This is a genomic window from Chelativorans sp. M5D2P16 (assembly GCF_034427935.1).
Taxonomy (GTDB): domain Bacteria; phylum Pseudomonadota; class Alphaproteobacteria; order Rhizobiales; family Rhizobiaceae; genus Chelativorans.
In genome coordinates this window covers 426,228-441,876 of the sequence record NZ_JAXQNM010000025.1, presented here as the reverse complement: position 1 = coordinate 441,876, position 15,649 = coordinate 426,228, and the positions used below count along the sequence as shown (strand labels likewise).

13 protein-coding genes are annotated in these 15,649 nt (G+C 66.4%); all 13 read right to left on the bottom strand.

Going from position 1 to position 15,649, the window contains the following annotated elements; genetic code table 11:
• Positions 1 to 195: 195 nt before the first annotated feature.
• Entirely contained in the window at positions 196 to 1,320 is a 1,125-nt protein-coding gene (locus SIN08_RS13430; protein ID WP_322452075.1) for an extracellular solute-binding protein, read from the bottom strand.
• Positions 1,321 to 1,598: 278 nt separating this feature from the next.
• Entirely contained in the window at positions 1,599 to 2,462 is an 864-nt protein-coding gene (locus SIN08_RS13425) for a TIGR01459 family HAD-type hydrolase (RefSeq protein ID WP_416208063.1), read from the bottom strand.
• On the bottom strand, positions 2,459 to 3,739 hold the full coding sequence (locus SIN08_RS13420) for an FGGY-family carbohydrate kinase (RefSeq protein ID WP_322452074.1): 1,281 nt from the start codon (positions 3,737 to 3,739) through the stop codon (positions 2,459 to 2,461). The genes SIN08_RS13425 and SIN08_RS13420 overlap by 4 nt, the downstream gene beginning before the upstream one ends.
• Complete coding sequence (locus SIN08_RS13415; RefSeq protein WP_322452073.1) at positions 3,736 to 4,812, bottom strand: class II aldolase/adducin family protein; 1,077 nt, start codon at positions 4,810 to 4,812, stop codon at positions 3,736 to 3,738. Before SIN08_RS13415 ends, SIN08_RS13420 begins: the two co-directional genes overlap by 4 nt.
• Positions 4,812 to 6,326, bottom strand: coding sequence for a glycerol-3-phosphate dehydrogenase (locus SIN08_RS13410; protein ID WP_322452072.1), 1,515 nt, complete (start codon positions 6,324 to 6,326; stop codon positions 4,812 to 4,814). The genes SIN08_RS13415 and SIN08_RS13410 overlap by 1 nt, the downstream gene beginning before the upstream one ends.
• Before the next feature lie 86 nt (positions 6,327 to 6,412).
• On the bottom strand, positions 6,413 to 7,453 hold the full coding sequence (locus tag SIN08_RS13405; RefSeq protein ID WP_322452071.1) for a 2-hydroxyacid dehydrogenase: 1,041 nt from the start codon (positions 7,451 to 7,453) through the stop codon (positions 6,413 to 6,415).
• The gene (locus tag SIN08_RS13400) at positions 7,454 to 9,007 is read right to left on the bottom strand and encodes an FGGY-family carbohydrate kinase (RefSeq protein ID WP_322452070.1); all 1,554 of its coding nucleotides are present in this window, start codon (positions 9,005 to 9,007) and stop codon (positions 7,454 to 7,456) included. It lies immediately after the preceding gene.
• Entirely contained in the window at positions 9,004 to 10,131 is a 1,128-nt protein-coding gene (locus SIN08_RS13395; protein ID WP_322452069.1) for an ABC transporter ATP-binding protein, read from the bottom strand. The genes SIN08_RS13400 and SIN08_RS13395 overlap by 4 nt, the downstream gene beginning before the upstream one ends.
• The gene (locus SIN08_RS13390; RefSeq protein WP_322452068.1) at positions 10,128 to 11,246 is read right to left on the bottom strand and encodes an ABC transporter ATP-binding protein; all 1,119 of its coding nucleotides are present in this window, start codon (positions 11,244 to 11,246) and stop codon (positions 10,128 to 10,130) included. The genes SIN08_RS13395 and SIN08_RS13390 overlap by 4 nt, the downstream gene beginning before the upstream one ends.
• Positions 11,247 to 11,251: 5 nt before the next feature.
• On the bottom strand, positions 11,252 to 12,109 hold the full coding sequence (locus tag SIN08_RS13385) for a carbohydrate ABC transporter permease (protein WP_322452067.1): 858 nt from the start codon (positions 12,107 to 12,109) through the stop codon (positions 11,252 to 11,254).
• A gap of 13 nt (positions 12,110 to 12,122) precedes the next feature.
• Positions 12,123 to 13,046, bottom strand: a complete 924-nt coding sequence (locus SIN08_RS13380) for a sugar ABC transporter permease (protein WP_322452066.1) — start codon at positions 13,044 to 13,046, stop codon at positions 12,123 to 12,125.
• A gap of 111 nt (positions 13,047 to 13,157) precedes the next feature.
• Positions 13,158 to 14,603 (bottom strand): ABC transporter substrate-binding protein, encoded by a 1,446-nt coding sequence (locus SIN08_RS13375; RefSeq protein WP_322452065.1) that lies wholly within the window; start codon positions 14,601 to 14,603, stop codon positions 13,158 to 13,160.
• Between the two features lie 48 nt (positions 14,604 to 14,651).
• Positions 14,652 to 15,626: a sugar-binding transcriptional regulator gene (locus SIN08_RS13370; RefSeq protein WP_322452064.1), complete on the bottom strand. Its 975-nt coding sequence runs from the start codon at positions 15,624 to 15,626 to the stop codon at positions 14,652 to 14,654.
• Positions 15,627 to 15,649 lie beyond the last annotated feature (23 nt).

Sequence of the window (15,649 nt, the reverse complement as noted above, 5' to 3'; positions counted from 1 at the left end):
AGGCGCCGACACTGCAGACACGGCCAATCACAATTGAAGATTGGCATAAACGGAATTGCCGCGCTCCTATCTCCCCCTTGGCGGGGGAGATAGCAAATACTTGGACTTGGGCCCATGCCCAAGTCCTTAGAATTGCAAGAGAGGGGGTCGCCGGTAGTATCAAGCTCTCATCCCGCCCTCCGAAGGTACCTCACCTCAGGCCGACAGGAACCGGTCCTGGTACTCGTTGCGCTTGGCGACGAACCAGTTCTCCTGGATCGGCCACCACCACAGCTTCTCCAGCGCATCACCCGGATAGGCGGCGGCGAAGAAGGCCTTCGCCTCGTCGGAGATGAGTTCCTCGGCGCCGACGGCTGTGGAGTTGATCGAGGTCGCGTTGGTGTACATGGCGCCGGCTTCGGGCGTCAGAAACCAGTTGATGAAGGCATAGGCCTGATCGATGTTCTCCGCACCCGAGGGGACGGCCACGCCTTCCATCCAGGTCAGCGCGCCTTCCTTCGGCGCGACGAAACCGATCGGCAGCCCTTCCTTGGCAAGCGCGGCGGCCGTGGAATCCCAGGTCTGGCCGATGGCGCAGCCATTGACGCGGAAGGCGCCCTGGGCCTCGTTCTCGTTGTTCCAGAACTGGGCGATATTGGCCTTGCGCGCGATCGCCTCTTCGAGAATGACGTCGTAGATCTTCGTCATGTTCTCTTCGGACTTGAAAGCCTCGACCATGGGCATGGGCAGCTTGCCCTCGCCTTCCAGCCACAGCCCGATGCCCACGAGCGCGGAATGGCCGCGCACCGTCGCCTTGCCTTCCATCTCGGGCTTCCAGATATCACCGTAGGAAGCGGTGCCGTATTCCAGCGGCGCCTGGTCCTTGTCGAAGGACAGCGCCTCCGTGCCCCAGTCGGTGGGCACCTGGTAACGCTCGCCGTCGACCACCGCGCCCAGGTTCTCCGAATTCTTCCAGGCGCTCGGCAGGCACTTGTCGACGTCGACCTTGGATTCATCGATCGGCTGGACGAGACCGAACTCCACATAGTTGGGCACGCGGTCCACCGTCGGCCAGATGATGTCGAATCCGGCGCCGTTGTTGGCGCGAAGCTGGTTCAGAAGCTCGTCATTGGTGCCGTAGGGGGTGAAGTTGGCCTTGATCCCCGTTGCATTCTCGAAGGCTGACAGCATCTCGTCATTCAGGTAGCCCGCCCAGGCGAAGATATTGACCGTTCCGGAGGTCCCCTGTGCGTAAGAGCGCGAGATGAAGGGCGCAGCCAGAGCAAGCCCCGCCGTGGATGCGGCCCCCTTCATGAAAGCACGCCGCTTGACCTTTATCATTGTCGTTCTCCCAGTTTCCGTTGCGCCGACGCGCAGCGGTTAGGCCGCTCATGTTACACGGCGATGACGGGTCGGCAACGAAAATACAACCGCGCTTCAAGGGCGGAGCATGCCTTGAGGGTGAAGGCAAGGCGGCCTCGCGGTCGGCGGAAAAGCGCAAACGTCAGTCCTCATGGTGAGCCTGCCGAACCCTCATGGTGAGCCTGCCGAACCACGAGGGCGGGATGCCGTCTCCCTCGACAGGATCAGGATGGATACACCGAATACCGGCACCGGCCTTAGCCGGCGGTCCAATAAAAGCCGGGAAGGACAAACTCCGGGGCGGCGCCGTGTTCCCGGTAGAGCGCGGAAAGCGCCTCGGCGGGCAGATCCGCCAGGATGCCCGAGCGCACCAGCGCCGTGGCAAGTCCCGCGCCGTGGCCGCCGGCGATGTCGTGCTCGACGCTGTCCCCCACGCAGACCACGCGCGCCGGATCGGGATTGCCGAGGGCGTCGAGCGCGGCCTGATAGATTTCCTTGAAGGGTTTGCCGATCCACCGCACCTTTCCGCCGAGCTCTGTGTAGATCTCCGCGATCCGCCCGGCGCCGGGGCGCGGCCCCGAGGTCGTCAGCATGATCTTGTCCGGATTGGTGCACATGCAAGGGACGTCCCTGGCCGCGGCCGGCGCGAGCATCCCGCGATAGTCGTCGAGCGTCAGGCGATCCGCCTCACTGCCGGCGATGAGCACGAGATCGGCGTCCGCTCCGTCCTCCACCAGCTGAAGGTCGAGCCCCTCGACCGCCGTACGGTCCCCGTCGCGCGCGAAATAAAGGCACCGCGAACCCGGCGGGATGCGCTTTTCCGGCCCGTGGCCCGAAAGCAGATGCCACGCCACCTCGCCGGAGGTCACCAACCGGTCCCAGCTTGCACGCGGGAAGCCGAGGCGCTCCAGGCGCCCCTCGTTGGGCCCGGCACGCCTGCCGGAGTTGGACAGAAGAACCACCCGCTTGCCGGCCGCCTTGAGGTGCGCGAGCGCCTCCACCGCGCCGGGATAGGCGGCATTCCCGTCGTGCAGAACCCCAAACTGATCGAGAAGGAAGATGTCGAAGCGCTCGGAAAGCGCCTTCAGATCGATCACCGTGGGCCCGCCCATCGCGTTCATGCCAGCCCCGCCTTTTCCGCGCCTTCGAGCGCCAGGAAGGCGGTTCCGGCCGCCGCCTCTTCCGAGCGTGACTCCCGAAACGGCACGCCGAGCTTGCGGGCGCGGATTTCGGCCCATTGAGGGTTGCGCGCCCCGCCGCCGACCGTGCGCAGGCTGGCAAGGGGCGGCGCGCCCAGTTCTGCAAGCCGCCGGTAGCCGAGGGCCTCGACGGCCGCCATGCCCTCGAAAAGCGCCTGCAGGAAAGCCGCGTCATCGGCCGGGCGCGGTTCGAGCCGCGGCGCAAGCTCCGGGTCGTTGACGGGAAATCGCTCGCCCTTCTTCAAGAGCGGATAATAGTCGAGGCCGCTATCGGAAGCCGCGTCGATCCTTTCGGAAAGGGCGGCGAGCTCATCCGGCGTGAAGAACGCCGCAAGCACGTTGCCGCCGGTGTTCGAGGCGCCGCCGGCAAGCCAGCGGTCGCCGAAGCGGTGGCTATAGACGCCGTATTCCGGCGCAAAGATCGGCCGGTCGCACAGCATCTTCACCGTCAGCGTGCTCCCGAGTGCGGTTACCGCGTCGCCGATCTCCGCCGCCCCGGTCGCCAGGAACGAGGCACAGCCGTCGGTCGTGCCGGTCACGAGGATTGTCTCGCCCGGCAGTCCGAATTCGGCCGCCGCTTCCTCCGTGATCCGCCCCACCGGCGTTCCCGGGGCCAGCACTTCCGGCAGCATCGCGCGGCGGGCACCGGCCGCCTCCAGCCAGTCCGGCCAGCAGCGCACGACCGGGTCGTAGCCTGTCTTCAGCGCGTTGTTCTCGTCGCTGACATCGAACCGGCCCGACAGCCGGCCGGCGATCCAGTCGGCCTGATGAATGACGCGGACCGCCCCTGGCACGTCCTGGAAGGCGAGCGTCTTGGCAAGCCCCGAGGTCGCGCCGTGGGCGGCACTCGTGGCCGGTGCGGCGTCCCCCACCGCCTGGACCAGCGCCGGATCGGCCACGGGATCGTTGTACATCAGCGGTTGCGTGAGCGGCGTTCCGGCGCCATCGACGGGCAGCATGGTTCCCGACGTCCCGTCCACGGCAATGGCGCGCACGGACTGCGCGGGTATTGCGGCAAGAATGGTGGCGAGCGCCCGCGTCGCCGCCGCCCACCAGATATCGGGCGAACGATGGTCGTCGCCGAAGTCGGCCATGCGCGCCGCCCCTTGCGCGACGATCGCCCGCGCGCGGTCGACGGCGATGGCGCGCGCGCCCGACGTGCCGACATCGAGACCGATGAAAAGCGGGCTGTCGGTCATGTGCGGCCCGCCCCTGCGCGACTGTCCAGCATCTGCCTGTATTTCTCCGCGTCCCAATCGAGCAACTCGGCGTTTTCCCCCTCGCTCAGATAGCGCGGCCGGGCGTCTTCGCCCATCCGCGCGGTTACCTCGGCAAGGCAGCGCGCCAGCGCCTCCGCGCCGGCCGAGGCGTCCTCGCGCATGAGAACCCCCTTGCCCGGAAAGAGGATCGAGGCGGGTTTTGGCAGGCCGGCGGCCTTTGCGGCCGCGGTGATGTCCGCAGCCGTCTCCCCTTCGTCCGCCACGACGGAGCCCGGCCCCAGGAAGATGACGTGATCGGGGTAAAGGCTGCCGCCGGCGGCGATCCGGCAGCTTTGCCGATCGGTGCCGACGGCATGCGCCTCGGCCATCTGCGGCAGGCGATAGCCGCTTCCCGCCGCCACATCCTTGAGCGCCTCCTCATCGGCTGGGGGCGCTTCTCGCCTGGGCTGCCCCAGCCGCGCACAGACCCGCTCCAGGAGCGCGGCGGCATCGGCCACCGTCTCGGCGGCCACCACCAGCCCGTGGTTGCCGAGCACCAGCACGTCGATGCCCGGCCGCAGGCGCTCACGGATCGCATGCGCCAGCGGCAGGCCGGGCCGGGCGTAGGGAACGAACGCCCAGTTCATGCCCTCGAGGCGCCGCTCGAGAATCGCTTCGGCCTCGCGCCGCACCGCAACCGCGATGGTGTCGACGCAATGGACATGCACGACGATCTTCTGCGGCATGGCCGAATGGACGGTGGTCTCGATCGACGGCCTCAACCCGGAGGGGTTCTCGGCCGCGATCACAAAGCTCTGCGCCTTTTCCGCCGCCGGATCGTCCCTCTCGACGCAATCGAGCAGCGGCGTCATTGCGACCGGCACGAAGATATCGTCGGAAAGCGCATTGGCGAGCCATGTGCCCGACGCCTTGATCCACAAAGTGCCGTCCCGCTTGATCGAGGTGTTGCCCCCCGCCGCCTGGACCAGGAGCGGATCGCCCCCCACCCGCGCCGAAAGCGCCCGCAGGCCATCGAACTCAGCCGTGAAATCCGCCTCGTCTCGTACCGTCATCAACTCACCTCGGCCATGCGTTCATTACACCAGGAGGCAAAAGCCTCGCGCTCCGTTTTCGACATGTGCAGCCCGTGCTTGGTGCGGCGGTCGAGGATATCCTCGTGTGTCACCGCCCATTCGTGTTCGGCAAGAAAGAGCGCCTCGCGCTCGTAGAAGTCCGGACCGAATTTCGCCCCGAGGTCGGCAAGCGCGGCAGCACCCCGCAGCAGTTGGTGCGTCCGCGTGCCGTAAAGGCGCGCATAGTGCTTGACCAGCCTTGGCGGCAGCCAGCGATAGGCCGCATGCAGATCGTCCAGGAACCGGTCGAAATCGGCTTGCGCGATGTCGCCGCCCGGCAGATGGGCCCCCGCCGTCCATGCCTCGCCCATCGTGGGAAAGAACGGCTGGAGCTTTTCAAGGGCGTGCTCTGCGAGCTTCCGGAAGGTGGTGATCTTGCCGCCGAAGACGGAAAGCATCGGGGCGGCACCCGCGGCACCGTCCAGCTCGAAGATGTAGTCGCGCGTCACCGCGCTCGGATTGTCGGCATTGTCGTCGTAGAGCGGACGCACGCCGGAGAAGCTGTGCACGAGGTCGCCGCGCGCGATCTGGTGCTTGAAGTAGCGGTTCACCACGGCGATCAGGTAATCGATCTCGCTATCGTCGGCCGCCACGTCCTCCGGCTTGCCCTCATAGGGGATGTCGGTCGTTCCGATCAACGCGAGATCGTCCTGGTAGGGATTGACGAAGACCACCCGCCTGTCCCTGTTCTGAATGAGATAGGCCTGACGCCCTTCCCAGAATTTCGGCACGATGATGTGGCTGCCCTTTACCAGCCGGACGTTGCGGCGCGTGTTGAGCCCGGCCACACGCCCGACGACATCGTTGACCCAGGGGCCGGCCGCGTTGACGAGCGATCGCGCCCGCACCGTCGATCTGAGGCCCGTTCGGGTATCCTGCATCTCGATGCGCCAAACGCCGCCCTCCCGCCGTGCCATCGTGCAGGCGGTCCGCGGAAGGATTCTGGCCCCCTTTTCCTTCGCGTCGAGCGCATTCAGGACCACCAGCCGCGCATCGTCGACCCAGCAGTCGGAATATTCGAACGCCCGTGTGAAAGCGGCGTTCAGCGGTGCGCCCTCGGGCGCCGTTTGCAGATCGAGCACGCGGGTGCCGGGAAGGCGCTTGCGGCCGCCGAGGTGATCGTAAAGGAACAGGCCGAGGCGAATCAGCCAGGCGGGACGGTCGTCCGGGCTGTGCGGCAGCACGAAGCGCATGGGCCAGATGATGTGTGGCGCCGATTCCAGGAGCACCTCGCGCTCGATCAGCGCCTCGCGCACGAGCCGGAACTCGTAATATTCGAGATAGCGCAGGCCGCCATGCACCAGCTTGCCCGAGCGCGAGCTCGTGCCCTCTGCAAGGTCGTCCTTTTCGCACAAGACGACGGAGAGCCCGCGCCCGGCCGCATCGCGCGCGATCCCGGTGCCGTTCACCCCGCCGCCGATGACGAAAAGGTCGACGACCGCGCTGTCAGTCATGGGTCTCTTTCCGCATTATGATCTGCCCGTTCCGGCGGCCGGCAAGCCGCCTCACCTCCCTTCGCCTTGATCGAACCTTCGTTTCTTCAGCATGGATTGACCGGCGGCTCGCCGGCCAAATAGCGGCGTACCTCCTCCGCCGCCCTTTCGGCCGCGTAGGTGACGGTGCGCACCGAAGCGCCGGCGATGTGCGGCGTGAGCGTGACGTTGGGCAGCTTCAGCAGCGGCCAGTCCGGCGGCACCGGTTCGACCGCGAATGTTTCCAGCATGGCACCGCCGAGATGGCCGGAGGCGAGTGCCTCGTAGAGCGCGTCGTAGTCGGCGAGCGGCCCGCGCGCCGTGTTCACCAGGAGCGCGCCTTGCTTCATCTTCGCCAGCGTGTCCGCGTTGATCATGTGGCGCGTCTCCTCGGTGACACGCGGATGCAGCGTCACCACGTCGGAGCACGCCAGGAGATCGTCGAGGCCGACATGCTCGACGCCGGTCCCCCGGTCCTCCGCCGACAGCTGCACGTAAGGGTCCGCGACCAGGATCCTGCAACCGAAGGCACGCAGAAGCCGCACCACCCGGGTGCCGATATTGCCGTAGCCGATGACGCCGACGGTCATCTCGCTCAGCTCCCGCCCGGTCCTGTCGGCGCGGTAGAGGTCGCCGCGCCAGATTCCCTCGCGCAGCGCCTCGTGGCCGACACGGATGAGCCGCGTCTCGGTCAAAATGGCGCCGATCGTGAATTCGGCCACGGCGGACGCGTTGCGGCCGGGCACATTGACGACCGTAACGCCATGGGAGCGCGCGGCTTCCATGTCGATGTTGACCGGCCCGCCGCGGGAGACGGCAACGAGCTTCAGCGCCGGAAGGCGGTCGAGAATGCCGGCCGAAAGCGGCGCCAGATGGGTGACGAGAACCTCCGCATCGCCAATAAAGTCAACGATTTCGTCCGGTTTCCCGAAATATTCCTTCAGCCCGTCGAGACCGGCGGCCGCATAGCCGTGCTCCATGGGCTCGTCGGGCCAGGCCTGGGTATGCGTATGGATGTCGAGACCGTTGCCGCAAGCCTCGGTGATCTTGTCCCGAAAAACCTCCGGCAGCATGAAACGGTCGCCGATAATTGCGATCTTCCTGTTCATTCACCCTTCCCGTGATGCAGCCATTGTACGCCAGACCGGCCTGAGCGCGCGCCGCGCCTGCTCGTATGCCGGAAAGGCACGCTCGTAGATCGAAGAGAGCGCCGCGTCGGGCGCCTCCGCCGGATTGAGCAGCGGCGTTACCCATTCGCCGACGCAGGCGTCCATCGACGGATAGGCGCCGACGGAAACGGCGGCGATCATGGCCGCGCCCGCGGCCCCCGCCTCCTCGCGCTGGCTGGTGCGCACCCGCGCGCCGAGGACGGCGGCGAGAATCCTGCGCAGCGCGGCCGAACGCGCCGCGCCGCCCAGAAGCATGACCTCCCCGGGCACCGGCCCCATCGCCCCGTAACAGTCGCGCGAGGCGAAGGCGAGACCCTCGAACACGGAGCGCACCATGTCGGCATAGGAATGCCGACTGGAGATGCCGAGGAATCCGGCCCGCGCGTTGGCATCCACGAAAGGCCCCCGCTCCCCCGCCTCCGACACGTAGGGCTGGTAGAGAAGCGCGGCCGGCCGGGCCTCCTCGATCCACGCGTCCACCAGGGCGATCATCTGCGCGCGCGTGCGCTCGATGCCCTGGGTGGCGAGGATGCTTTCCGCGAGCCCCAGCACCCAGTCGATGTTGAGCGTCGCCGCCATGTTCGACTGCATCTGCGCGTAGACCCCGTCGATCGGCATCGTCATGGTGTAGCCGGTGGCGTCGTCGTTGAGATGCACGTTCTCGGCCCCGCGAACGAGCCGCATATGCATGCCCGTCGAGCCGATCACCGTGCAGCCCGGCGAGACATCCCCCTGGTAAAGCCCGCCGCCCAGGGCCGTGCACACCACGTCCACGTAGCCCAGGACCACCGGCGTTCCCGCGTGAAGGCCTGTGGCGCGTGCGGCTTCGTGCGAAAGCGGTGCATGATACCTCGTGCCGTCGACGGTCTCGGGGAGAAGGCGGCGCAGATCCTCAAGGCCGAGGGCGGCCACGACTTCCGCGTTGTAGGCGCGCGTGCGGAAATCGCCGAAGGTGAAGGTGCTTTCGGAAGGATCGCAGGCACGCTCACCGGTCAGGCGGAAGTAGAGCCAGTCCTTGCAGTGAAAGGCGGTTTCCGCGCGCGCAAGGGTCTCCGGTGCGTGACGCTTCATCCAGATGAGCTGCGGGCCCTGCTGGCAGGCGGCGAGCCCGCTGCCCGTGGACTCGAAGCGCGCGCGATCGTCCGTTCCGGCCCGCATCTCCTCGACGATGTCCGCCGCGCGCGCATCGAGCCACAGCCAGCCGTTTCCGACCGGCTCGCCTTCGCCGTCGATCAGCCAGGTGCCGTCGCCCTGCCCCGTCACCGCGACGGACGCCGTGCGGCCGGCCAGATCCGGCACCTTCTCGGCAAGCTGGCGCAGGGTCTCGGCGGTATCGGTCCAGGTGCGCGCCGGGTCCTGTTCGGCACCGCCGCCCGGCAAGGTCTCGTAGCGGTTCGGCACGGCGGCCATGGCGATCTGCCGGCCCGCCGCGTCAAAGGCCACCGACTTGATGACCGAAGTGCCCGCATCGATGCCGATCAGCACGTCTTTCATGCGGCGAGCTCCCCGCCATGGGAGACGGCCGCACCGCTTGCCGCGTCGAAGATGTGCAGATCGCCCGGGTCTATGCGGATTGTGATCGGATCGCCGGGCGACAGCCGCGTGCGGTCGTGCTCGACCAGCACGATGGAGCCGCCGGCGAAATCGGCCGCGATGTGGGTCTGGTCGCCGAGCCACTGGTTGGCCGCCACGCTTGCCGGCGCGCCGTTCTCGCTCCGGTGAACCGCATAGGGCCGCACGCCGACGACGACGCGTCCGCGCTGAAAGAGCGCATCGCGCACCTGCGGGGCGAAGGCCGATTCTTCGTAATCGAGCGAGAAACCGCCTTCGAGGCCCAGGGTCAGGCGCCCGCCCTTCCCCTTCACCGAGGCCTCGAACACGTTCATCGGCGGCTCACCGATGAAGGTACCGGTGAAGAGATTGGCGGGCCGCTCCTTGATGGCCTGCGGCGTGTCGAACTGCTGCAGCACGCCACCTTCCATGACAGCGATGCGGTCGGCGAGCGCGTTGGCCTCGGTCTGGTCGTGGGTGACGAGGATGGCCGTCAGGCCCCGCTCCTTGATGAAATGCTTGATGCGCCCGCGCAGGAGCGCCCTGAGCTGCGGCTCGAGCTGCCCCATGGGTTCATCGAGGAGGTGCAGGTCCGCTTCGCGGATCAGCGCCCGGCCGAGGCTCGCGCGCTGCTGCTGACCGCCGGAAATCGACGAGGGATAACGCCCGAGAATATCCTCGATCTCGAGCAGTTTCGCGATTTCGGCGACCTTCTCCTCCACTTCCGCCTGCGGGATGCGGCGGGCTTTCAGCGCGAAGGCGATGTTCTCCTTCACCGTCAGCGGCGGATAGAGCGAATAGCCCTCGAAGGCCATGGCGACGTTGCGCTTGACGGGCGGCAGGCGATGCACTTTACGCCCCTTGATGGAAATCGTGCCGCGCGAGGCCTCCTCGAAGCCGGCGATCATGCGCAGGGTGGATGTCTTGCCGCAGCCCGAAGACCCTAGAAGCGCGACGATCTCGCCCTTCTTGATCTCCATCGTCAGATCCTTCACCGCATGCACGCCGCTGCTGATCGGCCCATAGAACTTGTCGACCTGGTCGATGGAAAGCACGGATTCGCTCATGCCGCCTCTCCTCTCCTGAACGGGATCGTCCGGTTCGCGCCGAAGCGCTCGCCACTGATGCGGTCGAACAGAAGCGCGCTTGCGCCGTCGACGGCGATGAATGCCTCCCCTTCGGCGGGACCGGGCGTGCCGGCCGGACGCGAGACCAGGATTTCGCGGCCGCGCGCGGTGCGCACCAGCGTCACGGATTTCTCGTTGAGCGGGGTCTCTGCCTCGACCGTCACCGGGAAGGCGCCGGCCGCCCCTTCCTCGACGAAGGACAGCGCTTCGGGCCGCAGACCGATCACGCAATCGCGGCCGACCGCCTCCGACGGCGCATCCGGCAGATGCACCTGCACGCCGGAAAGGCCGACCGAGACGCCACGCCCGTCCCGGGCCGGCTTCACGTCGAGGAGGTTGATGGTCGGATCGCCGAAGAGCCGCGCGATCTCCATGTCCGCCGGCTCCCTGTAGATCTGCTCCGGCGTGCCGAGCTGGCAAAGGCGCCCCTCGTTCATCACCGCGATGCGGTCGCCGAGCGCCATCGCTTCCTTGTAGTCCTGGGTCACATAGATCACCGTGGCGCCGCGATCGGCCAAGAGCCGCGGCAGTTCCAGCCGCATCTCGAAGCGCAGCTTCGCATCGACATTGCGCAGAGGATCATCGAGGAGAAGCAGCGGCGGCGAGGCGACCAGTGCCCGGGCGAGCGCGGTGCGCTGCTTCTGGCCGTTGGAGAGCGCCTTCGGCCTGTGGCTCAGCACGTGATCGATCTTCAGAAGCCGCGCCACCTTCTCGACCCCGGCACGGATGGACCCTTGCGAAGCCTTGCGCGCCTGAAGCGGGCTGGCGATGTTCTCGAACGCCGTCATGTGCGGGAACAGGGCGAAATTCTGGAAGGCCATGCCGATGCCGCGATACTCCGCGTCGACATCGGTCATGTCCTCGCCGCCGATGAGAACGCGCCCCTCGTCCGGGTCGATGACGCCGGCGATCAGGCGCAGAAGCACCGTCTTGCCGGCTCCGGAGGGGCCGAAGAGCACCAGCGTCCGCCCGTCGGCCACCGACAGGGTCAAATCGTCGAGCACGGTCTGGCCCTTGAAGCGCTTGACGATGTTCTTGAGTTCCAGCGTTGCCATGGCCGTTATCCTTTCACCGCGCCGAGGGACAGGCCTTCGACGAGATAACGTTGCGCGTAGAGGGCGAGCGCCAGCGTCGGTGCGATGGACAGCACGATCGCCGCGGCGATCTGCCCGTACTGGATGCCCGACGCCGTGACGAAGGCGAGCGCACCGACCGTCACCGGCTGCTTGTCGGCCGAGGCCAGCACCAGCGCGAAGACGAAATTGTTCCACGCGAAGATGAAGGCGAGCAACCCCGCTGCGGCGATGCCCGGCCCCGCGAGCGGCAGCGCGATCTTGCGGAAGGTGGCGAACCAGGAATGGCCGCCGATGCGGTAGGCATATTCGATGTCGGCGGAGATATCCTCGAAATAGCCGCGCACGATCCACAGGATGAGCGGCAGGCAGATGAGCTGGTAGACCCAGACGAGCCCGATATAGGTGTCGGCCAGCCCGATCTGCTGGAAGTAGATGGTCAGCGGCAGGACGACCAGCAGCGGCGGCGCGAAGCGGAAGGACAGAAGCGTGAAGGCGATGTCCTCCGAACCGCGGAACTTGTGCCGCGCGAAGGCGTAGGCCGCCGGCACGCCGAGGAGCAGCGCCAGCGCCACCGAAGACACCGACAGGATGACCGAGTTCCACAGGTTCCGCATGAAGGCGATGTCGAGCGTACCCGCCGCCGTTTCCAGCCTGCCGGTGATCAGCGCCTTGTAGTTGGAAAGCGTCGGCTCGAAGACGACCGAGGGCGGGATCGACAGGATCGTCTCGTTCGTCTGGAAGGACATGAGAACGATCCAGACGATCGGGAACATGAAGAAAACGACGACAAGGGTCAGCGCGATGCCGCGCAGGAGCCGCTCGAGGATCGATGTGTGTTGCATGACGCCGCCCTCCTCACGCCTCGCCGTGCGCCCGCTCGCGCAGGCGCAGCCAGTTTTTGACGAAAATGTTGGAAAGGAAGAAGGTGATCGCCCACAGGACGAGCAGGAGTGCCGCCGAACGGCCGACATTGGTCGACTGGAAGAAGTTCAGATAGGCCTCGACCTGGAAGACCGTCAGCTTGTTGCCGGGGCCGCCCTGGGTCATGGCGTAGATGATGTCGAACTGCTGGATGGAATCGAGCAGCCGGAAGAGTGTCGCCGTCAGGATGTAGGGCATCAGCATCGGCAGCGTGATGCGGAAGAAGACGAAGCTGCGCGGCACACCGTCGAGCGCTGCGGCCTCGAAGGGCTGCGTGGGCAGGCTGCGCAGGCCGGCCAGCAGCAGGATCATCATGAAGGGCGTGTAGACCCAGATGTCGACCAGGACGACGGTGAAGAGCGCCGTCGAGGGAGAGGACGCCCAGCGGAAATCCTCCAGCCCCACGAGGGTGGCGAGATAGCTCAGGATGCCGAAGCCCGGATTGGTCATCAGTTTCCACATCAGCGCCGCAAGCGCCGGCGCCGTCATCAGCGGCATCAGCAGCATGATGGAAATGAAATTGTTGAGCGTGGTGCGCTTCTGCAAAAGCAGCGCGATGGCGAGCCCCAGCACGAGTTCCAGGACGACCGTCAGGCCGGCGTAGGTGAGCGAGATCTGCAGCGTGTTCCAGAAGGCAGGGTCGGAGAGGAAATCGACGTAGTTCTCGCCCCAGTTGAACTGCCGCGCCCAGGGCTGGCTCAGCCGGTAGCGCTGGAGCGAATAGACGATCGCCGTGATGAACGGGATCAGGATGCCGATGCAGACCAGAAGGGCCGGCAGGCTGAGCACATAGGGCAGAACGCGCTTGCTGATGCGGAATCCCGATCCGGATCGGCGGACAGGGGCTGCGACGGACATTTCCAACTCCATGGTCGGGCGCGAGAGACCGGCTCCTTCATCGAAGAGGCCTGGAATCCGCGGCCGCCGAAAAGCGGCCGCGGACCAGCGTTATGGACGCCTGGCGGCAAGTCAGCCGAGGCCGGCGTCCTTCAGCTGCCGGTCGAGGCTGGCCGCGAGCTGGTCGAGCCCTTCGTCCACCGGCACCTCGTTGGCCACCATGCGCTGCAGGGTCGCCGCCCACTCGGTGGTGAGATCGAAGAACAGCGGCTGCGGGGTGAACTTGATGCTGGCGCCCGGCGCCGACACCTCGAACTGCTCGACATAGCCGGGATAGCCGTTGTTGAGCCGCTCGCGGAACATCTCGTCCTCCCAGACCGAGGCGCGGACGGGATTGACGAAGTCCATCTCCCTTGCCCCGAACAGCGCGTGCTCGGGCCCGGACGCCCATTGCAGGAAGTTCCAGGTGGCATCCTTGTCACGCGAGAACTCTGACATGGCGAGCGCCCAGATCCAGATGTTCGGCGTCGGAGCCTCGGCCTCCGGATTGGCCTTGAAGGGCGCATAGGCCAGCTTGCCGGCCATCTTGTTGTCGCCACCATTCATGAAATAGCCGAGGATGTCGGCGTCGTAGATCATGGCCGATGCGCCGGCGCCGAGATCCGCGCCCACCTGATACCAGGTATAGGTGGACCAGTCCTTCGGCCCGCTCTCCTGGATCATCTTCACCCACTGGGCGTGGAAGGCCTTGGATTCGGGCGTGTTCATGGCCGCCGACAGCTTGCCGTCGCCAGAGACGGCCAGGTCCTTCTGGCCGAAATTGGCATAGGCCGACAGGAAGCCCGGATGGATCGTCGCCCAGGAGCGCGAGCCGCGCACGCCGATGCCGTAGACACCGCCGCCCACCTCCTTGGTGAGCTTGGCCGCGACCTCCAGAAGTTCGTCCATGTTGGCCGGAACCTCAGCACCGACCTTCTCGAACATCTCCCGGTTGTAGGACAGGTTGTTCTGTTCGAAGCCCCACGGGATGCACCACTGCTTGGCATCGGCCGAGCCCAGTTCCCCGCCGGGCTGTCCGTTCCAGGCGCAGGAAGCGCGCACGCCCGGCAGCATGTCGTCCCAGGCGTAGTGCGGATTGGTCTTGGCGGGATCGTTGATCCACTCGTTCAAATCCGGGATCCAGCCCGCCGGACCGTAGGTCCAGGTCATGTAGGCCCCGGTCATGAAGGCGTCGTATTCCGACGAGCGCGAGGACAGGGCCGCCGTCACCTTGTCGAAATAGACGTCCTCCGGGAAGACGTCATATTCGACATTCATCCCCGACATCTCCTTGAAGTTGTCGAGGTTGGCGATCATCGCATCGGCATAAGGGTGCTTGTTGAGCAAGAGCTTGACGGTCTTGCCCTGATGCGCCTTCCAGTCGAAATCCTGGGCGAGCGCGCGGGTCTGCGCCATGTTCAGAAGCGTGCCGGCGGTCGCCGCCGTGACACCCATCGCGCCCAGGCCCTTGATGAGCCCGCGGCGGTCCACCTGGCCGCGCAGGAATGCACCTACGAGGTCTTTCTCTTTTTCATACATATCGATGTCTCCTCCACTTTTCTGGGCAGTTGCCTTGCGGCATTCCGGCTACCCGGCCGGGGTCTCCTCCACGAGCGTCCGCGCCGTTCGCTCGTCTGTGATCATTCCTTTCAGGTACCGGCTTTCGAGTACCGACCGGATGGCGCGGATTTTCACCTTGCCGCCGGCGACGGCGACGATCCTGCGGTCTTTCAGTTCCTCCCGCGAGAGCGCCAGGGCGCGGTCGGACAGCGCGGTCTCGACCGGGGCGCCGTTTTCATCGAAGAAATGGCCGAGCACCTCCCCTGCCCCGCCATCGCGCTTGATCTCCTCGAGCTCGCCCTTCTCGAGCAGGCCCGTGGCCACCAGCGAGGCCTCGCGCTCGGCCGTTCCGATGCCGACGAGAAGCAGGCTCGCCGCCCTGGCGAGGTCCAGGACCTCGCCGACGCCCTTCTGGCCGAGAAGAATGGTTCGGTCCTCGACGGAATTGGCGAAAAAAGGCACCGGCATCACATAGGCCTCGGCACCGGTGCGCTCGGCCAGGCGGTGGATGACGTCGTGCGGATTGGCAGCGAACTTGCGGGTCAGTCCGCCGAGAAGCGAGACGAATCTCGTCTTCCCGGCGGACGTTCTCGGGAGGAATTCCACGCAAGCGGCCAGCGTGCGCCCGTGGCCGACGCCGATCAGCGTCTCCTCGCCGCGCTCGATCTCGCGCTTCAGGAACTGAGCGCCGGCCATGCCGAGCGCCTTGAGCGGCAGATCGTCGGCATCGAAATCGGGAACGACCTCGCAATAGTCGAGCCCGTAACGGTCCGACAGCGCGTTCTCCAGCGCCACGCACTCGGAAACCTCGCCGTCGATATAGACCTTTACCAGCCCTTCCTGGTTGGCCCTGGTGATCAGGCGGTGCGCCTTGAGGCTGGTCAGGCCGAGCCGTTTGGCGACCTCCGCCTGGGTGAGCCCGCCGGCATAGTGCAGCCATGCCGCGCGTGCCGCCATGGAGGCGTCGTTATCCCTGATCTGGCCGTCTCCGAGCCCTGCCATCTGACCGCTTTGATATTTTTATC